The 22125-nt window shown below is 71.4% G+C and carries 17 protein-coding genes; 6 read left to right on the top strand and 11 right to left on the bottom strand.

Translation table 11 applies throughout. The features are described 5' to 3' along the window. Nucleotides 1–51 precede the first annotated feature (51 nt). From ACWA15_RS07505 to ACWA15_RS07490, 4 genes are all read left to right on the top strand, one after another. Entirely contained in the window at nt 52–831 is a 780-nt protein-coding gene (locus ACWA15_RS07505; protein WP_464058929.1) for an amino acid ABC transporter ATP-binding protein, read from the top strand. Between the two features lie 128 nt (nt 832–959). Next, nucleotides 960–1832, top strand: coding sequence for a glutamate ABC transporter substrate-binding protein (locus tag ACWA15_RS07500; RefSeq protein ID WP_464058928.1), 873 nt, complete (start codon nt 960–962; stop codon nt 1830–1832). Nucleotides 1833–1952: 120 nt separating this feature from the next. Beyond that, complete coding sequence (locus ACWA15_RS07495; RefSeq protein WP_464058927.1) at nt 1953–2603, top strand: amino acid ABC transporter permease; 651 nt, start codon at nt 1953–1955, stop codon at nt 2601–2603. Then, nucleotides 2600–3445 carry an amino acid ABC transporter permease gene (locus ACWA15_RS07490; protein WP_464058926.1) on the top strand — a complete coding sequence of 282 codons (846 nt, stop codon included), beginning with the start codon at nt 2600–2602 and terminating at the stop codon, nt 3443–3445. Before ACWA15_RS07495 ends, ACWA15_RS07490 begins: the two co-directional genes overlap by 4 nt. 33 nt (nt 3446–3478) lie before the next feature. On the opposite strand, the gene rny is transcribed toward ACWA15_RS07490, so the two are convergent. From rny to ACWA15_RS07470, 4 genes are all read right to left on the bottom strand, one after another. Beyond that, the gene (gene rny / locus ACWA15_RS07485) at nt 3479–4945 is read right to left on the bottom strand and encodes a ribonuclease Y (protein WP_464058925.1); all 1467 of its coding nucleotides are present in this window, start codon (nt 4943–4945) and stop codon (nt 3479–3481) included. A gap of 124 nt (nt 4946–5069) precedes the next feature. Beyond that, nucleotides 5070–5690, bottom strand: coding sequence for a regulatory protein RecX (locus ACWA15_RS07480; protein ID WP_464058923.1), 621 nt, complete (start codon nt 5688–5690; stop codon nt 5070–5072). 5 nt (nt 5691–5695) lie between these two features. Continuing rightward, nucleotides 5696–6781 (bottom strand): recombinase RecA, encoded by a 1086-nt coding sequence (gene recA / locus ACWA15_RS07475; RefSeq protein ID WP_464058921.1) that lies wholly within the window; start codon nt 6779–6781, stop codon nt 5696–5698. 272 nt (nt 6782–7053) lie between these two features. Next, nucleotides 7054–7287 (bottom strand): DUF3046 domain-containing protein, encoded by a 234-nt coding sequence (locus tag ACWA15_RS07470; RefSeq protein ID WP_464059442.1) that lies wholly within the window; start codon nt 7285–7287, stop codon nt 7054–7056. Nucleotides 7288–7341: 54 nt separating this feature from the next. Between ACWA15_RS07470 and ACWA15_RS07465 the strand changes: the two genes are divergently transcribed. Both ACWA15_RS07465 and ACWA15_RS07460 read left to right on the top strand, forming a co-directional pair. Beyond that, a complete protein-coding gene (locus ACWA15_RS07465; RefSeq protein ID WP_464058920.1) occupies nt 7342–12447 on the top strand; it encodes a DEAD/DEAH box helicase in 5106 nt (1701 codons plus the stop codon). Beyond that, nucleotides 12440–13213, top strand: coding sequence for a DNA-formamidopyrimidine glycosylase family protein (locus tag ACWA15_RS07460; protein WP_464058919.1), 774 nt, complete (start codon nt 12440–12442; stop codon nt 13211–13213). The genes ACWA15_RS07465 and ACWA15_RS07460 overlap by 8 nt, the downstream gene beginning before the upstream one ends. Before the next feature lie 113 nt (nt 13214–13326). On the opposite strand, the gene ACWA15_RS07455 is transcribed toward ACWA15_RS07460, so the two are convergent. The 7 genes from ACWA15_RS07455 to dapA form a co-directional block, all read right to left on the bottom strand. Next, nucleotides 13327–13665 carry a helix-turn-helix domain-containing protein gene (locus ACWA15_RS07455; protein ID WP_464058917.1) on the bottom strand — a complete coding sequence of 113 codons (339 nt, stop codon included), beginning with the start codon at nt 13663–13665 and terminating at the stop codon, nt 13327–13329. 265 nt (nt 13666–13930) lie between these two features. Continuing rightward, nucleotides 13931–14425 (bottom strand): CinA family protein, encoded by a 495-nt coding sequence (locus ACWA15_RS07450; protein WP_464058916.1) that lies wholly within the window; start codon nt 14423–14425, stop codon nt 13931–13933. A gap of 24 nt (nt 14426–14449) precedes the next feature. Further along, complete coding sequence (gene pgsA / locus ACWA15_RS07445) at nt 14450–15037, bottom strand: CDP-diacylglycerol--glycerol-3-phosphate 3-phosphatidyltransferase (RefSeq protein WP_464058914.1); 588 nt, start codon at nt 15035–15037, stop codon at nt 14450–14452. Nucleotides 15038–15130: 93 nt separating this feature from the next. After that, complete coding sequence (locus ACWA15_RS07440; protein ID WP_464058913.1) at nt 15131–17830, bottom strand: FtsK/SpoIIIE family DNA translocase; 2700 nt, start codon at nt 17828–17830, stop codon at nt 15131–15133. Nucleotides 17831–18149: 319 nt separating this feature from the next. Further along, on the bottom strand, nt 18150–19241 hold the full coding sequence (locus ACWA15_RS07435; protein ID WP_464058912.1) for a hypothetical protein: 1092 nt from the start codon (nt 19239–19241) through the stop codon (nt 18150–18152). Between the two features lie 173 nt (nt 19242–19414). Next, nucleotides 19415–21109, bottom strand: a complete 1695-nt coding sequence (locus ACWA15_RS07430) for a ribonuclease J (RefSeq protein WP_464058911.1) — start codon at nt 21107–21109, stop codon at nt 19415–19417. 9 nt (nt 21110–21118) lie between these two features. Then, nucleotides 21119–22021, bottom strand: coding sequence for a 4-hydroxy-tetrahydrodipicolinate synthase (dapA, locus tag ACWA15_RS07425; RefSeq protein WP_464058910.1), 903 nt, complete (start codon nt 22019–22021; stop codon nt 21119–21121). Nucleotides 22022–22125 lie beyond the last annotated feature (104 nt).

The following is a 22125-nucleotide window of genomic DNA, read 5'->3' as shown; positions in this document are numbered from 1 at the left end:
CCGAGACCGCCAGGACTCGCCGATGCCTCACCCGTCACATACGTTCGACAGATGGAGGACACGAACCCGCCCACTTCGGACAGCGCCGGTGCCCGGCGGGCACTCGTGCGGCTCACGGGCGTGAACAAGCACTTCGGAGCCCTGCATGTGCTCAACGACATCAACCTCACCGTCGCCCAGGGAGAGGTGGTCGTGGTGATCGGTCCGTCGGGCTCGGGGAAGTCGACCCTCTGCCGGGTGATCAACCGGCTGGAGACGATCGACTCCGGGACGATCGAGGTGGACGGTCAGGTGCTGCCGGAGGAGGGCAAGGCGCTCGCGCAGCTGCGGGCCGACGTCGGCATGGTCTTCCAGTCCTTCAACCTCTTCGCCCACAAGACCGTCTTGCAGAACGTCACCCTCGGCCCGATCAAGGTCAAGAAGATGCGCCCCGCCGAGGCGAGAGACCTCGCGATGGCGCTGCTGACGCGGGTCGGTGTGGAGTCGCAGGCGAACAAGATGCCCGCCCAGCTCTCCGGGGGCCAGCAGCAGCGGGTCGCGATCGCCCGCGCGCTGGCCATGCACCCCAAGGTCATGCTCTTCGACGAGCCCACCTCGGCCCTGGACCCGGAGATGATCACCGAGGTCCTCGACGTCATGGTGGGTCTGGCGACCGAGGGGATGACGATGATCGTCGTCTCCCACGAGATGGGCTTCGCGCGCAAGGCCGCGGACCGTGTCGTGTTCATGTCCGACGGCCAGGTGCTCGAGGAGGCCGGGCCCGAGCAGTTCTTCACCGCTCCTTCCTCCGAGCGTGCCCGGGACTTCCTGTCGAAGATCCTCTTCCACTGATCCTGAGCCCTCCCCCCGCGACCCACCCCGAGCACACCCCGACCACCGACCGACACCCCGGGAGCACCGACCGACCTCTTCGCACCGCCCACGACGGCCCCGCCGGCCGAGAACCGAAGGAGAAGACCATGTTGCGAACACCGAGAACCGCACTCGTCGCCGTCGCCGCTGCCGCCCTGCTGCTCGCCGGGTGCGGGGACGACGACACGGAGGACACGGAGACCACCCCGAGCATGGACGCCAGTGCCTACCCCGAGGGAAGCACGATGGCCCGCCTCGCCGACCAGGGGTCGATCATCGTCGGGACGAAGTTCGACCAGCCGCTGTTCGGGCTGATGGGTCCGGACGGCGACCCGGTCGGCTTCGACGTCGAGATCGCGAAGATCATCGCCGGCGAGCTGGGGATCGCGCCGGAGGACATCGTCTGGAAGGAGACCGTGTCCCAGAACCGCGAGACGTTCATCGCGGACGCCCAGGTCGACATCGTCGTGGCCACGTACACGATCAACGACACCCGCAAGGAGGTCGTCGACTTCGCCGGTCCGTACTACGTCGCCGGCCAGTCCCTCATGGTGCGCGCGGACGAGACCACGATCGCCTCCTCCGACGACCTCGCCGGCAAGACGGTGTGCTCGGCGGACGGCTCGACCCCGGCGAAGAACATCACCGAGAACTTCCCCGACACCGAGCTCGTCGTCTTCGCCCAGTACACCGACTGCCTCGACCCGCTGCGCAACGGCCAGGTGGACGCGGTGACCACGGACAACGTCATCCTCGCGGGGTACGTCTCGGAGAGCCCCGACGACTTCAAGATCGCCGGGGAACAGTTCACCGAGGAGCCGTACGGCATCGGTCTCAAGCTGGGCGACGACGACTTCCGCACCTTCATCAACGACACCCTCGAGGCGTCGTTCACCGACGGTCGGTGGACCACCGCCTGGGACGAGACGGCCGGTGAGGTGCTGCCGACCCCCACCCCACCCACGGTCGACCGCTACTGAGACAGCCGGTCTGACCACGCCGGAACCACCGGAACCAGACCGGCACACCTGCACCCGGCCGGCAGCGGTCGCCGCATCACGCGGCCGCTGCACCGGGTGCCCACCGCGAAGGGAGGGCGCATGGACGCAGTCGTGGAGTCGATGCCGAAGTTCATCGACGGCTTCCAGATGACGCTGTTCCTCGCGGTAGCCTCCGGCGCGCTCTCTCTCGTGCTCGGCACGGTGCTGGCGGCGATGCGGGTCGCTCCGCTGCGCAGCCTGCGGATCGGGGCGACCGTGTACGTCGAGACGGTCCGCAACACCCCGCTCACCCTCGTCTTCATCTTCTACGTGTTCGTGCTGCCCACGCTCGGGTTCGTGCTGCCGCTGGGGACGACTCCCGCGATCATCGCGCTGACCACCTACACCTCCGCCTTCGTCTGCGAGGCGGTCAGGTCGGGGATCAACAGCGTCAGCACCGGGCAGGCCGAGGCCGCCCGTGCGATCGGCCTGGGCACCATCTCGACCCTGCGTCTGGTGGTCCTGCCCCAGGCGCTGCGCAGCGTGGTGCCCCCGCTGATCAACGTGCTCATCGCCCTGACGAAGAACACCTCCGTCGCGGCGGGCTTCGCGGTGGTGGAGCTCACGTCGACCGGGCGGGCACTCGCGCGCGACTACCCCGCCGACGTCCTCCTCCTGCTGGGCGGGATCGCGGTCTGCTATCTCGTCATCACCATCCCCGCCGGCCTGGCCGCCGGGGCCATCGAACGACGGGTGGTGTTCAGCCGATGAGCGGCTCCGTGCTCTACGACGCCCCAGGCCCCCGGACCCGGCGGATGGAACGCATCGGATCCATCGTCTTCGCGGTGATCCTCGTCGCGCTCGTGGCCTGGTTCCTCGTGTCCCTCTCCCGTCGGGGCGTGCTCGACGACCGGTGGGAGGTGCTCACCGACCCGCCCAAGCAGCAGACCGCATCCGACGTCTGGCGGTCCCTGCTCGTCGTGGGGCTGGGCGCGACGCTCCGGGCCGCGATGGTCGCGGCGCCGCTCGCCCTCGTCCTCGCCTTCCTGCTGGCGATCCTGCGGACCTCACGGCTGGCGATCGTCCGGCGGCCCGCCGTCGTCGTCATCGAGGTGCTGCGGGGCATGCCGGTGCTGCTCATGATGTTCTTCGGGCTGCTGGGCTTCGGCCTGTCCTCCTTCGAGGCGGTCGTCTTCGGGCTGACCCTGTACAACGCGGCGATCATCGCCGAGATCCTGCGCGCGGGGCTCAGCGCCCTCCCGTACGGGCAGGTCGAGGCGGGGACGTCGATCGGGCTGACCCGCGGGCAGACGCTGCGGATCATCCAGCTGCCTCAGGTCGTCCAGCTCATGCTGCCGAGCCTGATCAGCCAGCTCGTCGTGCTGCTCAAGGACAGCTCGCTCGGCTTCATCGTCGGCTACGGCGAGCTGCTGTCGGTGATGAAGAACAACTACAGCTTCTTCGGCGACTCCTCCCGCCTGCCCCTCTTCGTCGCCGTCGTCTCGATCTACCTCGTCGTCAACCTCGTCCTGACCCAGATCGCGCAGGTCACCGAACGGCGCCTCTCCTCACGGATCGCGACCCCCGTCGACGACATCACCGTCGTGCGGTGACGATCGGGCCCATCCCGAGCCCCCCGTCCGCGCTCAGCCTGCGGTGGCTGTCGCGCGGAGCTCGCGGACGACGGTGATGGACACCTCGCCCGGGTAGCTCAGGTCCTTCTCGATGCGTGCGGCGATCGCCGCCGCCAGACCGGGCAGGTCCTCGTCGGAGATCTCGCGCGGCTCGACCACGACGCGGACCTCGTGGCCGCTGGCCATCGCGAGCGCCCTCGTCACCCCGGGGTGGCTGCTCACGAGCTGCTCGAGCTGCTCCATCCGCTCCAGGTACCGGCTGAGGTCGTCCCGACGCGCACCCGGACGTGCCGCCGAGCACGCGTCGGCGGCCTGGACCAGCACGGCCTCGACCGAGTCCGCCGCGACCTCGCCGTGGTGGGCCGCCACGGCGTTGACGACGACGGCGGACTCCCTGTTGCGCTCCACCAGTCGCGCGCCGACCGCGGCGTGCGACCCCGCTGTGCCGACGGGCAGGCTCTTGCCGATGTCGTGCAGGAAGGCCGCTCGACGGGACAGCTCGACGTCGGCCCCGACCTCTGCCGCCATCGCCGCAGCGATCAGCGCGGCCTCGACGCTGTGCTCGAGCACGTTCTGGGAGTAGGACGTGCGCAGCCGCAGCCGACCCATCGCCTCGACCAGCTCGGGGGCCAGCCGCTGCACGCCGCTGCGCTCCGCCGCGTCGTGCCCGGCCGCGAGTGTCCGTGCCGGGGCGTCCGCCAGCGCGTGGGCGTAGGCGCCCTCGATCCGCTGCGGGTGGATGCGCCCGTCCTCCATGAGCACCTTCATCACCACCTCGGCGATCTCGCGGCGCTCAGGGTCGAAGCAGGACAGCTGGACGGACTCGGACTCGTCCTCGAGGAGGACGTTGACACCGGTCACGGCCTCGAAGGTGCGGATGTTGCGCCCCTCCTTGCCGATGATCCGACCCCGCATGTCCTCCGAGGGGAGGGCCAGGACCGTCACCGCAGCGGCTGAGCTCGTGGGGACGGCGAGACGCTGCACAGCGGTCGCCACGATGTGCCGCGCGCGCTCGTCCGCGCGCCGGCGGGCCGCTGCCTCCACCCGGTGCACCGACGCGGCCGCGTCCTGGACGGCCTGCTCACGCATCTGTCCGATGAGCAGCGTGGCGGCCTCGTCCTGGGTGAGTCCGGCCACCGCCTCGAGCTCGGTCAGCAACGTCCCTCGTAGCCGCGCCCGTTCCCGGGCGGCCTCCACGCTCACCCGTTCGACCTCCGCGGCGTTCGCCTCGACCTTCTCGGTGATGTCCTCGGCCCGGGTGCGCTGCTTGTCGAGGTGACGTTCGGTGGCGCGGACCTCGTCGAGGCGCTGGGCCGACTCGGCGTCACGCAGCCGCGTGGTCTCCCGCAGCTCGGCGACGTCGAGGACCGCCTGCGCGCGCACCTCTGCGGCCTCACGCCGAGCGACGTGCACAAGGAGGAGCGCCACCAGGGAGGATCCGAGCAGCGCCAGGAGGACCCCGAGATCACCTGCGGTCACATTCCCACCAGCCCCATCTAGTCGACGCCCGGCACCGGCCACCCGTCCGTGTCGGTGCGCTCATCATCGCCGATCTGCGGGACCCACCTCGACCAACACACCGCGGGGATGGCGCCGGAGGCGCTCAGGCGTCCGCGTCGTGGTTGTCGCGCCCTGCGTCGATGCTGTCGTCGCCGGGGAGGCCAGGGTCGACGGCCCCTTCCTCGGCGAGGGCGGTGCGGATGCTCGCCATGGCGACCGCTGAGGAATACCCCTTGCGTCCGAGGGCTCCGAGGGCGCGCCGCATCCTCACCTCCGGGGCCAACCCCTGCGTCCGGCGCAACCGTGACCGCGCGAGCTCGAGAGCCGCGCCGTCCTCGTCGTCGTCGTCGATCTGGTCGAGCGCCGCCGCGGCGACGGCCGGGGGGATCCCCTTGCGGCTGAGCTCCTGGGCGATCGCGCGGCGGGACTGCTTCTTCTCAGCGAACCGGGTCCGCACGACCATCGCGGCAAGCTCGGCGTCGTCGAGCAGGCCCACCTGCTCGAAGCGGTCGAGGAGCCGGCCGATGATCGTCTCGTCGATGTCCCGCGCGGCGAGCCGTTGCTCGACCTGCGCGCGGCTCTTGGGTGCCGCCGTGAGGATGCGCAGGGCCAGATTCCGGGCCTGCTCCTCCTGCTCCAGCGGGCTCAGGGGCGGCGCAGGGGTCCCGTCTGTCTCCTCTTCCCCAGGAGAACGGTGACGAGACCCCCGCGTCGACTGGCGCATCGGACTCAGGCGTCGGCCTTCTTGGCCTTGGCCGCTGCGGCGGTCGACTTGCCGGCAGGTGCTGCCGGGGCGGCCTCGGCGGGCGCGTCGACGCGCGGACCGATGCCAAGCTTCTCCTTGATGCGCTTCTCCAGCTCGTTCGCCAGGTCGGGGTTGTCCCGCAGGAAGCCGCGGGCGTTCTCCTTGCCCTGACCGAGCTGGTCTCCGTCATAGGTGAACCAGGACCCGGACTTGCGCACGAACCCGTGCTCGACGCCCATGTCGATGAGTCCACCTTCGCGGGAGATCCCCACCCCGTAGATGATGTCGAACTCGGCCTGCTTGAACGGCGGGGCCATCTTGTTCTTGACGACCTTGACCCGGGTCCGGTTGCCGACCGGCTCGGTGCCCTCCTTGAGGGTCTCGATCCGGCGGATGTCGAGGCGGATGGAGGCATAGAACTTCAGCGCCTTACCACCCGTGGTGGTCTCGGGGGACCCGAACATGACGCCGATCTTCTCGCGCAGCTGGTTGATGAAGATCGCGGTGGTGCCTGACTGGCTGAGCGCCCCGGTGATCTTGCGCAGCGCCTGCGACATGAGGCGGGCCTGCAGACCGACGTGGCTGTCACCCATCTCGCCCTCGATCTCCGCCTTGGGCACGAGCGCTGCGACGGAGTCGATGACGATGACGTCGATCGCGCCGGAGCGGATGAGCATGTCGACGATCTCCAGCGCTTGCTCACCGGTGTCCGGCTGCGAGACGAGGAGCGCGTCCGTGTCGACGCCCAGCTTCTTGGCGTAGTCCGGGTCGAGGGCGTGCTCGGCGTCGATGAAGGCAGCGATGCCACCGTTGCGCTGCGCGCTGGCGACCGCGTGCAGGGCGAGGGTGGTCTTACCGCTCGACTCCGGTCCGTAGATCTCGACGACGCGCCCGCGGGGCAGGCCACCGATGCCGAGCGCGACGTCGAGCGCGATCGAGCCCGTCGGGATGATCTCGACGGGAGCACGTCCCTCGTCACCGAGACGCATGATGGAGCCCTTGCCGAAGTTGCGGTCGATCTGGGCGAGTGCCGCCTCGAGGGCCTTCTCGCGATCTGCTGGTGCGGGCATGTCTGCCACCTCTACGTCTGGGAGCGGGATCCCGCTCGGTGTGGTGCCTGAAGTTGTCTACAGGTCTAGACGCTACGTCCAGCCACTGACATTCCCGCCTGACCGCTGCGGCGGTGTGGACAGCGCCTCGCGACGATCCACCTGTGATCGATGGTAGCCGAACATCTGTTCGAGCGCCAGGCTGGTGGGTCTCGAGGCGTCGTGCGGCGTCATTGCTGCGCCAGTGCGGCGTCAGTGCGGCGTCGGCCAGGCTCTGCAGAGCCCGTCGAGACTCACCGGGGCGGCGGCGCCTGCCGAGTGGCGTCGTTCCCCCACCGACCGGCATCGGGGATGTCCATCGCGTCGCACAGCGCATGCCACACCACGCGGGGCTCGACCCCGTCCTCGATCGCCTGCTCGACGGTCCGCTCCCCCAGGGCGCTGAGCACCTGGTCGGCGGCCAGGGTCCGGCCGTAGGTGGGTCCGAAGACTTCGTCGACAAGCTGCCAGAACTCTCGATTGCGCACGGTCCAGGGTGCCATGCCCACCCACGTGTCAGCGACACCCGGCACAATGACAGGGTGACCCGACCACCTGTTGAGCCCTCTGCAGCGCAGTCGCCGCTGGAGCGCTTCACCCCTGCGGCAGCGTCCTGGTTCTCTGGCGCCTTCGCCGCACCGACGGCCGCCCAGGCCGGCGCCTGGGCGGCCGTCGCCGCAGACCACCACGCCCTCGTCGTGGCACCGACCGGATCGGGGAAGACGTTGGCGGCCTTCCTGTGGGCCCTCGACGGCCTCCTCGACCCGACCGCACACGAGCCCGAGCCGGTCCGTCGCTGCCGCGTCGTCTACGTCTCGCCGCTCAAGGCCCTGGCCGCCGACGTCGAGCGGAACCTGCGCTCTCCGCTGGCCGGGATCCGTCAGGCCGCGGCGCGCCGCGGCGAACCCATCCGGGAGGTGCGGGTGGGTACCCGCACCGGCGACACACCGGCGACCGAACGGCGCCGGTTCGCCACCACCCCACCGGACATCCTCATCACCACTCCGGAGTCGCTGTACCTCATCCTCACCTCGGCCGCCCGCGCCGGGCTGAGCGGCGTGGAGACGGTCATCATCGACGAGATCCATGCCGTGGCCGGCACCAAGCGCGGCGCACACCTCGCGGTGTCGCTCGAGCGTCTCGACGCCATGCTCGAGACCCCCGTCCAGCGGATCGGCCTGTCAGCGACGGTCACACCGGTCGAGGCGGTCGCGCAGTTCCTGTCCGGGACCCGCCCACGGTCCGAGGGAGGGCGTGACGTCGAGATCGTGCAGCCGGTCTCGACGAAGCAGATCGAGGTGGACGTCGTCGTGCCGGTCCCTGACCTCGCCGACCTGCGCCTGGCCCCGGCCCCGGGAGCACAGGCGGCACAAGCGGCAGGCACGGCAGGGTCCGCGGGCACGGCAACGACGGCGCGCACCGCCGGCCCTCCCAGCCCCGACGACCTCACCGGCGACGGGGGTGGACGCCCGACCCGCCCCTCGGTCTGGCCGCACGTGGAGGAGGCCGTCGTCGACCTCGTGGCTGCGCACCGGTCGACGCTCGTCTTCACGAACTCCCGCCGCGGGGCGGAGCGGCTGACCTCCCGGATGAACGAGGTGTGGGCCGAGCGCAACGGCGAGAAGGTCACCGACCCCGGCGAACGCTACGCCGCCCAGATCCAGGCCCAGTCCGGTGCCACCGCCGGCCTTCCCCCCGTTCTCGCGCGGGCCCACCACGGGTCGATGAGCCGGACCGAGCGCAACCACACCGAGACCGAGCTCAAGGAGGGCCGCCTGCCCTCGGTGGTCTCCACCTCCTCCCTCGAGCTCGGGATCGACATGGGATCGATCGATCTCGTCGTGCAGATCGGTGCCCCGCCCTCGGTGGCGAGCGGGCTGCAGCGGGTGGGGCGGGCCGGTCACCAGGTCGGCGCGGTCTCGCACGGAGTGGTGTTCCCGATGCACCGTGGTGACCTCGTGCCGTGCGCCGTGATCGCGGGACGCATGCGGACCGGGGCGATCGAGTCCCTCCACCCCCTGAACAACCCGCTCGACGTGCTCGCCCAGCACATCGTCGCCATGGTCGCGACGCAGGACTGGGCGCTCGACGACCTCGCCGCGGTGGTGCGCCGCTCGGCCCCCTTCGCCTCGCTCGGCGCCGGCACGCTGCACGCGGTCCTCGACATGCTCTCCGGGCGCTACCCCAGCGAGGAGTTCGCCGAGCTGCGCGCGCGTCTGGTGTGGGACCGCACGACGGGGGCCCTCTCGGCCCGGCCGGGAGCCCTCCGCCTCGCGGTGACGAGCGGTGGGACCATCCCCGACCGAGGTCTCTACGGCGTGTTCCTCGCCTCGGGAGCCGACGACGCGACCGGACCCGAGCGCGTCCGCGGCGGCAAGCGTGTCGGCGAGCTCGACGAGGAGATGGTCTATGAGTCTCGGGTCGGGGACACCTTCACCCTCGGCTCCAGCACCTGGCGGATCGAGGACATCACCACCGACCGGGTCCTGGTCACCCCCGCCCCCGGGGTACCAGGCCGGCTCCCCTTCTGGAAGGGGGACTCCCCCGGACGCCCGGCCGAGCTCGGTCGCGCGATCGGTGCCTGGGTCAGGGAGGCCTCGGCTCTCCTCGCGCACACACCGCACGCCACCGACAGATCCGTGACCTCCGCGCCCGGTCCGACGGCGGGCTCCCCGGCTCGCGCGGCGGCCTCGCACCCGTTGTGGTCGGGTCTTGACCCCTGGGCGGTCGACAACCTCACGTCCTACCTGGGGGACCAGCGTGCGGCGACCGGCGTCGTCCCCGACGACCGCACGATCCTCGTCGAGCGCTTCCGCGACGAGCTGGGCGACTGGCGGGTCGTCATCCACTCCCCGCTCGGCGCCAAGGTCCTCGCCCCGTGGGCCCTCGTCCTCTCCTCCCGGATCCGCGAGCGGTTCGGCATCGACGCCGCCACGATGCACTCCGACGACGGGATCGTGCTGCGCCTGCCCGACACCGGCGAGGAGCTCACCTCGGTGGGGCAGGGCGGGGCCACCTCGGACGCCCTCGACCTGACCGACCTCCTCATCCCCTCCGCCGACGTGCAGGCGGAGGTGCGCCGCGAGCTCGGACAGTCGAGCATGTTCGGTGCGCGGTTCCGCGAGGCGGCGGCCCGCGCCCTGCTGCTGCCCCGACGCCGCCCCGACCAGCGTCAACCGTTGTGGCAGCAGCGCCAGCGCGCCGCCCAGCTGCTGAGCGTCGCGTCCGCCTACCCCGACTTCCCGATCGTCCTCGAGGCTGTCCGGGAGTGCCTCCAGGACGACTTCGACATCGGTGCCCTCACCTCGCTCATGACCGACCTCGAGACGGGACGCACGCGGATCGTCGAGGTCACGACGACCTCACCGTCCCCCTTCGCCCAGTCCCTGCTCTTCGGCTACACGAGCCAGTTCATCTACGACGGGGACGCACCCCTGGCCGAGCGACGGGCGGCCGCCCTCACCCTCGATCCCGACCTCCTCGCGGAGCTGCTCGGCCAGGACGGCCAGACCCAGATCGCGGACCTGCTCGACCCTGCTGCGGTGCTGCGCACGGAGCTCGAGCTCTCCGGGCTGACCGAGGAGCGCCAGGCACGCCACGGCGAGGACGTGTGGGAGCTGCTGCGCCGGATGGGTCCGCTCACCACCCAGGAGGTCCTGGACCGCACCCGTGAGGCGGTGCGGACGCAGGCACCGGGGTGGCTCGACGAGCTCACCCGAGCACGACGGATCATCGCCGTCCGGATCGCCGGGCTGGACACCGAGGCTCGCTGGGCAGCGATCGAGGACGCCGGCCGGTTGCGGGACGCGCTGGGCGTCGCCCTCCCCGTGGGCATCCCCGAGACCTTCACCGAGCTGGTCCCCGACGCCGTCGGCGACCTCGTGCGCCGGTTCGCGCGCACGCACGGTCCCTTCACCGCGCACCAGGTCGCAGCGCACCTCGGGCTCGGCGTGGCGGTCGTCGGCGCCACGCTCGCGCGCCAGGTGGCCGCGCGGACCCTCGTCGTGGGGAGGCTGCGCCCCGACGTCCTGGGGGGAACCGCCGAGGACTTCTGCGACACGGACGTGATGCGGACCCTGCGCCGGCGCTCGCTCGCGGCGCTGCGGGCCGAGGTCGAACCGGTCCGGCAGGAGACGCTCGGGATCTTCCTGCCCCGGTGGCAGTCGGTGGGGGCGCTGCGCGGGATCGACGGTCTCTACCGGGCGATCGAACAGCTGGCCGGGGTGGCGTTGCCCGCCTCCGCGCTCGAGGCGCAGATCCTGCCCGCCCGGGTCGTCGACTACGCACCGTCGATGCTCGATGCGCTGACGACGTCGGGGGAGGTCCTGTGGTGCGGTCACCGCGAGCTGCCCGGGTCCCGCGGCAGCCAGGACGCACTCATCAGCCTGCATCTGGCCGAGACCGCGCCGCTGACGCTGCCCGCTCTGGAGAACGACCCGCCCGTGCCTGTCTCCTCAGACCTGCACGTGCACCTGCTCGATCTGCTCTCCCGGTCCGGGGGGTTCTTCCTCGGGCAGCTCGCTGCCCTCGTCGAGGTGCCGGCGACCACGACCCTCGACGCCTTGTGGGACCTCGTCTGGGCGGGCCTGGTCACCAACGACGGCCTGGGGCCGGTGCGCAGCAGGCTGGGACGCCGCGCAGCCGCACCGGTGCAGCGATCGATGACACGAGCCCGACCGTTGGGTCGGCGTCCGCGCCTGGCGGCCTTCACCCTGTCGGCCGGTCCGCGGGACGGGTTCCTGGCGGCCGGCGCCGATCCTGGGTCCGGGGGCGGGCGCTGGTCGGCGCTCCCCCAGCGCGACGACGATCCCACCCGACGGATCCATGCGCTCGCCACCGTCCTGCTCGACCGGCACGGGGTGCTCACCCGCGCGGTCTCGCCCTCGGAGGGCATCTCGGGCAGCTACACGGAGGTGTACCGGGTGCTGGGTGCCCTGGAGAGCGCCGGCCACCTCCGCCGGGGCTACTTCGTCGAGCATCTGGGCGGCTCGCAGTTCGCCCTGCCCGGAGCCGTCGACCAGCTGCGCTCGAGCGACGCCGACGCGACGCTCGACCGTGAGCGCCACGCGGAGCCCAGGGGACTCTGCCTGGCTGCGACGGACCCCGCCAACCCCTACGGTGCCGCGCTCGCCTGGCCAGTCCGAGAGGACGACCCACCTGGATCTGACGCGGGAGACCTCCCCGGCCGCGCCCCGCTCGCCCCGTCCCACCGGCCCGGGCGCAAGGCGGGGGCCACCGTGGTCCTGGCCGGCGGCGACCTCGTCCTCTTCCTTGAACGCGGTGGTCGCAGCCTCCTCACCTTCACCCGGTCACCGCTGCTGCTCGACGCGGCAGCGGCAGCGCTCGCCCGGACGATAGGCGCCGGTCAGCTCGGCAAGGTGCACATCCACCGGATCGACGGCGGCGACGCTCTGCTCGGCGCCTCGGGGATCGACCGGCCGGCGCCGCTCGCGGCGCTCGTGCGCGCCGGCTTCACGCCGACCCCCTCGGGTGTGCGCCTGTCCCCCCGCGCCCCGGGTCGAGCGCAGCAGGGGCACGCCAGCTCCGGTGCCGGTGCCGGTACCGGTACCGGTGCCGCTCGAGACGTGCCTGCTCGCGGTGCTCCCGAGCGGCGGCGCCCGTCGTCTGCCGGAGGCGACGGTGCCTGAGGGGGACACGGTCCTGCTCACGGCTCGACGACTCTCCTCGGCTCTCGACGGCCGTGGTCTTGAGCGTGCCGAGCTGCGCTGGCCCGGGATCGCTGCCGCCGACCTCGTCGGGGCCACCGCGCTGGAGACCCGTGCCTACGGCAAGCACATCCTCACCCGGCTCGACTCCGGCTGGACCCTGCACTCCCACCTCCGGATGGACGGGGCGTGGCGGGTGTCCCGGACGGGGTCCGCGCAGTCCCGGGGGCGGGGACCGGTGGTCCGGGCCGTCCTGGCCAACTCCGACTGGACGTGCACCGGGTACCGGCTGGGCATGCTCGACCTCGTGCGGACCCGGGACGAGGCCGCGGTCATCGGCCACCTGGGCCCGGACATCCTCGCCGAGGACTTCCTGCTCGCGCCGTCCGGGCTCCCCGCCGTGGTCGCGGCGATGCTCGCAGCCCCGGACCGGCCGGTCGCCGAGACCCTGCTGGACCAGCGCATGGTCGCCGGGATCGGCACCCTCTTCGCGGCTGAAGGCCTGTTCGCCCTCCAGATCTGGCCGTGGGCACGGTGCGAGGAGGTGGATCTGCCGGCACTGCTGTCAAGCATCCGCCGGCACCTGGTCCGGGGGGTCGTCAGCCCCGTCGACGGGCGACGCGTGCACGTCCACTCGCGCGCAGGTGCCCCCTGCCACCGCTGCGGGACGCCGATCGTGCGCGGGATCGCAGGCATCCCACCCACCGAGCGCCCGATGTTCTACTGTCCGCGGTGCCAGCACGGGTAGACCGCGACCAGCCCACGATGCAGGCACGTGCAGTCAGGTGCACCCAGCTGCACGCAGGCGCACAACAGCCCCGCACCAGCATGTGGCGCGGGGCTGTTGTGAGGCTCTGGATCTCAGCCGATGGGCTGCAGGTCCTTGCGGGCGAGGCCGCCACGGTCGTTGTGCGTCCTGCCCAGCGCTGCGAAGTCTGCCGGAACCGTGTCGGGGATGACAAGGCCTTCGGCGATCGCGATCCGGTCGCTCACCTCACGCAGGATCAGCGAGAGCGGTCGGTTGAGAGCTTCACAGATCGAGCCGAGCAGCTCGGACGAAGCCTCTTTCTGACCGCGCTCGACCTCGCTCAGGTACCCGAGCGAGACGCGAGCCGCTGAGGACACCTCGCGGAGCGTCCGTCCCTGCAGCTGGCGGGCGTCCCGGAGAACATCCCCGATCTCCCGACGTAGTAGAACCATGTGACGACCCCCTCTCGTGCCCTGTGCTTCATGTGATCGTGCGTCTGATCGTGCCTGTGATCGTGCGTCGTGCGATCTCGTCGCGGCCGTCGTCGAAAGCGTCTGTGGGGTCCCGGTGACGACTGCGTTCCCCTTACCGTACCCTGCCTGCCCTGCAAGAGGCCCTTCGGAGCCCTCTCCGGTCCCGAACCTTGACCGTTTCATCACATGGGTTGGTCGCTCACCACCGCGGCTGATCATCACACCTTCTCCAACGCCGGACCGATCACCCTTGTTCCCACGAACCCACCAGACACTCCCCCAGCAGGTCCAGCGCCGCGCGCACGGTCGCCGCCCGCACGTCCCCCCGGTCGCCGGGCAGGACCAGGGCCAGCACCCGGGACGGTCCACCGACCACGTCGACGGCGACATAGACGGTCCCGGGCGCGCGGCCGTCCTGGGGGTCCGGTCCGGCCACCCCGGTCGTGGACACTCCGACGTCGGCCCCCATCCGGGCGCGCACGCCGGCCGCCATCTGGGACGCGACGTCCGGGTCCACCGGTCCTCGCGCCGCGAGGAGCGCGGGGTCGACCTCGAGCAGGGCGGACTTGAGCTCGGTGGCGTACGCGACGATCCCGCCGCGGAACGCCGACGACGCACCGGGCACCTCGACGATCGCGGCCGCCAGCATCCCGCCGGTGAGCGACTCGGCGACGGCGAGGGTGCGACCAGAGCGGTTCAGCAGCTCGAGCACCTCTGCCGCGGACGTCGGCTCCGTCATGAGTGTCGGGTCATGAGTGTCGGGTCACGCCGGCTTGGGCGCCTTGGCCGCTCGGGTGACCTGCCAGCCCTTGACCGCGTAGTCGACCCCGGTGACGACCGTCACGACGAGCGCGACGCCCATCACCGCGGCACCCAGCCACGTCACGGCGTCGGGCAGGTGGTCGAGGGGCAGCAGGAGGATGGAGATCGCCACCGCCTGCAGGACGGTCTTGAGCTTCCCCCCGCGTGAGGCTGGCATGACCGCATACCGCAGCACGAAGAAGCGCATGGCGGTGATCCCCAGCTCGCGGACGAGGATGACGATCGTCACCCACCACCACAGGTCACCGAGCCAGGACAGCAGCACCAACGCCGTGCCGATGAGCACCTTGTCCGCGATCGGGTCGAGGATCTTCCCCAGGTCGGTGACGAGGTTGTGCTTCCGCGCGAGATATCCGTCGAGGCGGTCCGTGGCGGCGGCCAGGACGAAGATCGCGGTGGCCACCAGCCGCCAGGTGACGGTGTGTCCGCCGTCGGCCAGGAGGGCCCAGGCGAACACCGGGACCATGGCGATGCGTGCCATGGTGATGATGTTCGGAGCGTTCCACGGCGAAGCGTTCTGTGAAGTCACCCCCCCAGCGTAGGCGCACTTCCTCTGTGCCAGACCCAGGAACCCGCACGGTCGGTGCGTCCGTCACCCCCGGCGGTCATGATCCGGACCGGTTCAGCGGACCGGACCGGTCCATCCGTCGTCGTCGGTGTCGGCGCTGTCGTGATAGTCGACAGCCTCCGGCGGCATGGTCGCGCTGAGGTCCTCGTAGCGGGCTGCCGAGACGCCGCCGGAGATGCCACCGCCCCCGCCGTTGCTGGTGTCGTCGTCCGCGGCGCCACCTCCGCCGCGCAGCATCTCCAGGGTGCCGGGCAGGTCGTCCGGCTGGACGAGCACGTCACGGGCCTTCGACCCCTCGGAGGGCCCGACGATCTCGCGCGACTCGAGCAGGTCCATGAGCCGCCCGGCCTTCGCGAACCCGACACGCAGCTTGCGCTGCAGCATCGACGTCGAGCCGAACTGGCTCGTGACGACAAGCTCGGCGGCCTGCAGCAGCAGGTCGAGGTCGTCCCCGATATCGTCGTCGACCTGCTTCTTCGTGGCCACCACCGCGACGTCCGCGCGGTAGACCGGCTTGAGCTGGGCCTTGACGTGCTCGACGACGGCGTGCACCTCGCTCTCCCCCACCCAGGCGCCCTGCACACGGATCGGTTTGGACGCGCCCATCGGCAGGAAGAGCGCGTCTCCCTGGCCGACGAGCTTCTCCGCGCCCGGCTGGTCCAGGACCACCCGGGAGTCGGCGAGCGAGGATGTCGCGAAGGCGAGCCGTGACGGGACGTTCGCCTTGATCAGGCCGGTCACGACGTCGACGCTCGGTCGCTGCGTGGCAAGCACCAGGTGGATGCCGGCCGCACGGGCGAGCTGGGTGATGCGCTGGATGGAGGCCTCGACGTCGCGGGGGGCGACCATCATGAGGTCGGCCAGCTCGTCCACCACGACGAGGAGGTAGGGGTAGGTGGCGATCTTGCGCTGGGAGCCGGGCAGCGGCTTGATCTTGCCGGCCCGCACCGCGGTGTTGAAGTCGTCGATGTGCTTGTACCCGAACATCGCGAGGTCGTCGTAGCGGGCGTCCATCTCCCGGACCACCCACTCCAGCGCCTCGGCCGCCTTCTTCGGGCTCGTGATGATCGGGGTGATGAGGTGCGGGATGCCCTCGTAGATGGTCAGTTCGACGCGCTTGGGGTCGACGAGCACCATCCGCACCTCGTCGGGCGTGGCCCGCATGAGGATCGAGGTGATCATCGAGTTGACGAAGCTCGACTTGCCCGCCCCCGTCGCTCCAGCCACGAGGATGTGCGGCATCTTCGCGAGGTTCGCGACGACGTATCCGCCCTCGACGTCCTTGCCGACGCCCATGATCATGGGGTGCTCGCTGCGGCGGGCGACCGCCGAGCGCAGCACGTCACCGAGCACGACGGTCTCGCGGTCGGTGTTGGGGATCTCGATGCCGATCGCCGACTTTCCCGGGATCGGGGACAGGATGCGCACGTCGGCGCTCGCGACCGCGTAGGCGATGTTCTTGCTCAGGGCGGTCACCCGTTCCACCTTGATACCCGTTCCGACCTCGACCTCGTACCGCGTGACGGTGGGACCGCGGGTGAAGCCGGTGACCTTCGCATCGATGTCGAACTGCTCGAACACGCCCGTGAGCGACTCGACAACCCGGTCGTTGGCGGCTGAGCGCAGCTTGTGCGGGGCCCCCTTGACGAGCACGTTCTCGTCCGGGAGCACGTAGACCGTGTCGCCGTCGAGCATCGGCTGCTCGCCGCGGGGCAGGGCCGTGGTGGGCGGCGCGTCGAACGTGCGGTCCACCACGGTCGCGGCTGTCGTGGGCGCGGCGGTCGTGGTCTCGGACGCCCCGCGACCGGTGCCAGGTGCGGTGGCCGCCGGCTCGGACCCGAGGAGCTCGGTCTCCGGCTCGGCGTAGACGTCGCCGGCGGCTTCGCGCTTGCTCGCTGCGCGGGCGTCCCGGGCGTACGCCTCGCTGTCCAGGACCGCGCTCTCGAGCAGCTCGCGCTCGAGGGCGGCGGCCCGCTCGAAGGCCTCGTCGCCGACGTATCCCCCGGGCAGCAGCTCGGTCGCGCCGGCGTCGTCGGCGCGGGACTTGCGGGGCAGCTTCATCCGGCGCCGCGCCTTGGCCGGGGTCTCCTCCGAGCCGTCGTGGCGCAGCACGCCCTCTGCCAGGTCCAGCCCGCCGTCGTCGTCCTCGTCCGCCGCGTCGGCGTCTGCAGCGTCGACGAGGGTGCGGTCGTGCCCGGTCAGCCGGTCGTAGACCCCGCGCAGCCGCTCGGGGATCGCGTGGACCGGGGTCGCTGTGACGACGAGCACGCCGAAGAATGCGAGCAGCAGCAGGATGGGCACGGCGATCCAGACGGTCAGCAGCGCCACGAGGGGATGCCCGACGGCGTACCCCACGATCCCGCCAGCGGCCCGCAGCCCGTCGAAGCCCTCGCTGATGTCGGGGCGGCCTGACTTGATGTGCACGATCCCGCAGACGGCCAGGGTGATGGCGGTCAGCCCGATCGTCACCCGGGAGGTGGCCTCCCTCTTCTCCGGGTGACGCATGATCCGCACGGCCATGCCGAGCAGGACGAGCGGCATGGCGACGGCGACGAGGCCGAAGGTCCCGGCCACCACGACGTGCAGGGCGAGGCCGGCTGCGCCTTCGACCCCCCACCACTCCCGGGCGGCGACCACCAGTGCGAGGGCGAGGAGCACGAACGCGAGCCCGTCCCGGCGATGAGCAGGGTCCAGACCGCGAGCATCGCGCCCGACCCGTCGTGCAGTTCCGCCCACGAGGTGTGCAACTCCCATCCATGCGCCGCGTACGGCTCTGATCGGCCACGGACGCCGGGCTGCTGGAGCCTTCGCGGCGGTGGCCGGCTTCTTGACAGCCGTGCTCGGCTTCCTCGCCGGGGAGCGTCCCGCAGCGGGCTTCCCGGCGCGCCCACCCGCGGCGGAGCTCGAACGCGGAGAGGGTGTCGCACGGGTGGCCATGCGTGCCAATCTAGTCGCGGTGCGCGGCCTCGCGCCGGATTCCGCGGTGCGTGTCCATCCCGTGCAGCGAGCCAGGTGACACGGAAGGCCACCCGCCGGGGCGGGTGGCCTTGCGTGCGCTGGAGTCAGCAGAGGATCAGGAGATGGCGAAGTAGCCTTCCGAGTCTCCCTTGTAGTCGGCCCAGGACTCGACGCGCCACACGCCGCCGGCCACCTCAGCAGCCGGGACGGTGATGCACACGTTGCCGGTGGCCGAGGCGTCGGTGTACAGCTCCTGGTACTGGTCGAGCTCGTTGGGCAGGGCCGCGTAGCCGCACTTGTCGTCGTAGGTCGTGCCAGCGGTGCTGACGTAGACCCAGTCGAGGTCGCTGACCGAGCTGCGGTCCGCACCGGTGTAGGCGACGGTCGCCGGCGCCATCACGTAGACGAACCCGGCCTCGGGCGTGTAGTAGTCGTCCTCGGTCGCGGAGATCTCAGCCCAGGCGTCCAGGTTGGCCGCACCCATGGAGACGGTCCACGACGTGAACGTGGCCTGCTCGTTGGGTGCGAGCGGGACGTCCCGGGTGCCGTTGTTGCCGGCCGGCGCAGTGTCCGTCGGCTCATCGGTGGGCTCATCCGTCGGCTCTTCGGTCGGCTCGTCCGTGGGCTCGTCCGTCGGCTCTTCGGTGGGCTCGTCGGTCTCCTCCGCCGTCTTGGACGCGGTCGGCTTGGGCTTGGGCTCGTCGTCGCCGCCCAGGACTCCGGTCGCGAAGAGCACACCGAAGATGGCCGCGATCGCCACGATCGCGATGATCACGGGGATCAGCCACTGCCGGCTGGACCGCGGACCTGACGGCGCGCCGCCCTGGGCCGACGGGTCGCCCTGCCACCCACCGGGCGGCGGGCCGCTGGGGGCACCGAACCCACCCTGCGCGGGGGGCGGTCCGCCGAAGGGCGCCGGAGCGCCGTCCGGCTGCTTGGCGAAGGACGAGGGTCCGCCCTGGGCGGAGAACACCTGCGTGGGCGCGCCCCCGTCGGGTCCGGCGAACCGGGCGACGTCGGGCTGGCCCGGGACGGACTGACCCGCGACAGGAGGAACGGCGCCGCTGGGCGACGCCGCGTCATCGAGCCACAGCTGCCAGCCGGGCGGCGGCGCTGCCCACGACGGGTCAGGGGCCCATCCGGCCGGAGGCGACCAGCCCTCGGGTGCAGGGGGCCATCCCGGGGGTGGATTGAAACGTGCAGCCATGAAGGCCCCTTCCAACAGCGATGCGCAGAGCGCGGGTGATGTCGACGAACTCGACGACCGCCGGACGGCTGGTCCGGTCAACAGGAGGATTCCGGATCAGGCTACACGCGCCACGCGCTTGATCGGCGGAAATGGACAGATGAAGTCTGGGGACTACTCCCCACCCGGTCGCCTCAGACCGCGGCGACCACAGAGACGATCATCGGCCGTCGCCGCAGGGTGCCCCAGACCCACCGGCCGACCGACCTCCGCATCGTCTGCTGGAGCTGGTGGACGTCGAGGGCACCCGGCGTGGCCACCGCCTCGAGGTCGGTCACGATCTGTGCGCGGATCTCCTCGTACACCCCGTCGTCCTCGGCGATCCCGCGGGCGACGACGTGGGGGCCCGAGGCCACCAGGCCCGTCTCGGTGTCCATCGCCACGAACAGCGACAGGAATCCTTCTGTCCCGAGCACGAGACGGTCCTTGAGCTCGGACCCGGTGAGCAGCCCGACGCTGGCCCCGTCGACGTAGACGTACTCGCACGGCACCGATCCGACGACGCTCGCCCGGCCGTCGTGCAGGTCGACGACCACACCGTCCTCGACGACGACCACCCGTTCGGGCGGGACGCCCGAGGCGACCGCGAGCGCCCCGTTGGCCACGAGATGACGCGGTTCCCCGTGCACCGGCATGACGTTGCGCGGGCGCACCACGGCGTAGCACGTGAGCAGCTCGCCCGCGCTCGCGTGACCGGAGACGTGCACCTTGGCGTTGCCACCGTGCACGACCCGCGCGCCGCGCCGGGTGAGGCCGTTGATCACGGAGAACACCGCGTTCTCGTTGCCGGGGATGAGCGAGGAGGCCAGGATCACCGTGTCGCCGGGGCCCACCCGCACCGGGTGCTCCCCCGCCGCGATCCGGGACAGCGCGGCCATCGGCTCCCCCTGCGACCCGGTGCACATGAGGACCACCTCGGTGCTGGTCAGCGCGTCAGCCTGGGCTGCGTCGACGAGCAGCCCGGCCGGGACGTGCAGATAGCCCAGGTCGGCCGCGAGCGTCATGTTCCGGACCATCGACCGGCCGACGAAGGCGACCTTCCGACCGTGGCGGGACGCGGCGTCGAGCACCTGCTGGACGCGGTGGACGTGGGAGGCGAAGGACGCCACGACGATCCGCTGCCCGGACGCGGCGAAGACCGCGTCCAGGACCGGTCCGATCTCGCGTTCGGCGGCGAGGAACCCCGGAACCTCGGCGTTGGTGGAGTCGACCATGAACAGGTCGACCCCCCGGTCGCCGAGGCGGGCGAAGGCGGCCAGGTCGGTGGTCCGTCCGTCGAGGGGCAGCTGGTCCATCTTGAAGTCGCCGGTGTGCAGGACGGTCCCGGCCGGGGTGGTCACGGCGACCGCGAGCGCGTCGGGGATGGAGTGGTTGACTGCCACGAACTCGCAGGAGAACACGCCCAGCTGGGCGTGGTCCCCCTCGGCGACCAGGTGCTGCACCGGGGCGATGTGGTGCTCGACGAGCTTGGCCTCGATGAGGGCGAGGGTCAGCCGGGAGCCGACCAGGGGCAGGTCCGGGCGGAGGCGGAGCAGGTAGGGGACGGCCCCGATGTGGTCCTCGTGCCCGTGCGTGAGGACGACGGCCTGGACGTCGTCGAGGCGGTCCGCGATGACGGAGAAATCCGGGAGGATCACGTCGACGCCGGGCTGGTCCTCGTCGGGGAAGAGCACGCCGCAGTCGATCACCAGGAGCTGGCCGCCGTACTCCAGGACCGCCATGTTGCGGCCTACCTCGCCCAGCCCACCGAGCGCGACGACCCGCAGGGTCCCCTCGGCCAGCGCCGGCGGGAGCGCGGACGGGCGGTCGAAGGCGGTCGGTGCGGTCATCGGATGTGTTCAGACCAGCCCGACGCCGCGCAGCGCGCCGCGGACGAGCGCGACCTCGGCGGGGGTGGCCGGGACCTGGGGCAGGCGCAGGGACATGTTCGGGATCAATCCGAGCTCGGCGAGGGCAGCCTTGACCATGACGACACCGAACCCGGCACCCATGATCGCGTCGATCACCGGGATGATCGCGCTGAACTGGGTGGCAGCGCCCGCGTGGTCGCCGGCGCGGAAGGCGTCCCCGATCGCGGCGAGCCGCGGGCCGACGACGTGCCCGACGACCGAGACCAGGCCCACCGCACCGTGGGCGAGGAAGGCGAGGAACAGGGAGTCGTCCCCGCTGTACCAGGCCATGTCCGTGCGGGACATGTTGCCGGCGGCCGTGTAGACGTCGCCGGTCGCGTCCTTGACCGCCACGATCTTGGCGTGCCCGCTCAGCCGCTCGTACGTCTGGGGAGCCAGGCGCACCCCCGACCGCCCGGGGATGTCGTAGAGCATGACCGGCAGGTCGGTCGAGTCCGCGATCGCCACGGTGTGCTGGTAGATGCCCTCCTGGGAGGGGCGGGAGTAGTAAGGGTTGACGACGAGCAGCCCGTGCGCGCCGGCCTCGGCGGACTGCTGCGCCATCCGGATGGAGTGGTCGGTGTCGTTGGATCCGGCACCGGCGACGATCACGGCGCGGTCACCGACGGCGCCGACGACGGCCCTCACGAGGTCAGCCTTCTCGGGCGCGTGCGTGGTCGGAGACTCCCCGGTGGTGCCGTTGAGCACGAGGCCGTCGTGACCGTTGTCCACGAGGTGCACGGCCAGCGCGACCGCGGCCTCCAGGTCGACGGAACCGTCCGCGGCGAAGGGGGTCACCATCGCGGTGAGCAAGGTTCCGAACGGACGGGTCTGCGTGGAGGGAAGGACCATGGCCTCAAACTACCGTGAGCGCCGCCCTCGCGGGTGCGCGTGTCCAGCACGACCGGTCCGGACGGCCCCGACCGCGGGCACGCGTCCGGTCCGGTCCGGTGGGT

This window comes from Sanguibacter sp. TS_SC_8 (assembly GCF_055361235.1).
This window is presented reverse-complemented; position numbering and strand designations above follow the sequence as displayed.

Bases quoted from the DNA above. Each gene is read 5' to 3' on its own strand.
- ACWA15_RS07505 (WP_464058929.1), top strand. From the start codon at position 52: ATGGAGGACACGAACCCGCCCACTTCGGACAGCGCCGGTGCCCGGCGG.
- ACWA15_RS07500 (WP_464058928.1), top strand. From the start codon at position 960: ATGTTGCGAACACCGAGAACCGCACTCGTCGCCGTCGCCGCTGCCGCC.
- ACWA15_RS07495 (WP_464058927.1), top strand. From the start codon at position 1,953: ATGGACGCAGTCGTGGAGTCGATGCCGAAGTTCATCGACGGCTTCCAG.
- ACWA15_RS07490 (WP_464058926.1), top strand. From the start codon at position 2,600: ATGAGCGGCTCCGTGCTCTACGACGCCCCAGGCCCCCGGACCCGGCGG.
- ACWA15_RS07480 (WP_464058923.1), bottom strand. From the start codon at position 5,690: ATGCGCCAGTCGACGCGGGGGTCTCGTCACCGTTCTCCTGGGGAAGAG.
- recA (WP_464058921.1), bottom strand. From the start codon at position 6,781: ATGCCCGCACCAGCAGATCGCGAGAAGGCCCTCGAGGCGGCACTCGCC.
- ACWA15_RS07455 (WP_464058917.1), bottom strand. From the start codon at position 13,665: ATGGTTCTACTACGTCGGGAGATCGGGGATGTTCTCCGGGACGCCCGC.
- ACWA15_RS07450 (WP_464058916.1), bottom strand. From the start codon at position 14,425: ATGACGGAGCCGACGTCCGCGGCAGAGGTGCTCGAGCTGCTGAACCGC.
- ACWA15_RS07440 (WP_464058913.1), bottom strand. From the start codon at position 17,830: ATGGGAGTTGCACACCTCGTGGGCGGAACTGCACGACGGGTCGGGCGC.
- ACWA15_RS07435 (WP_464058912.1), bottom strand. From the start codon at position 19,241: ATGGCTGCACGTTTCAATCCACCCCCGGGATGGCCCCCTGCACCCGAG.
- ACWA15_RS07430 (WP_464058911.1), bottom strand. From the start codon at position 21,109: ATGACCGCACCGACCGCCTTCGACCGCCCGTCCGCGCTCCCGCCGGCG.
- dapA (WP_464058910.1), bottom strand. From the start codon at position 22,021: ATGGTCCTTCCCTCCACGCAGACCCGTCCGTTCGGAACCTTGCTCACC.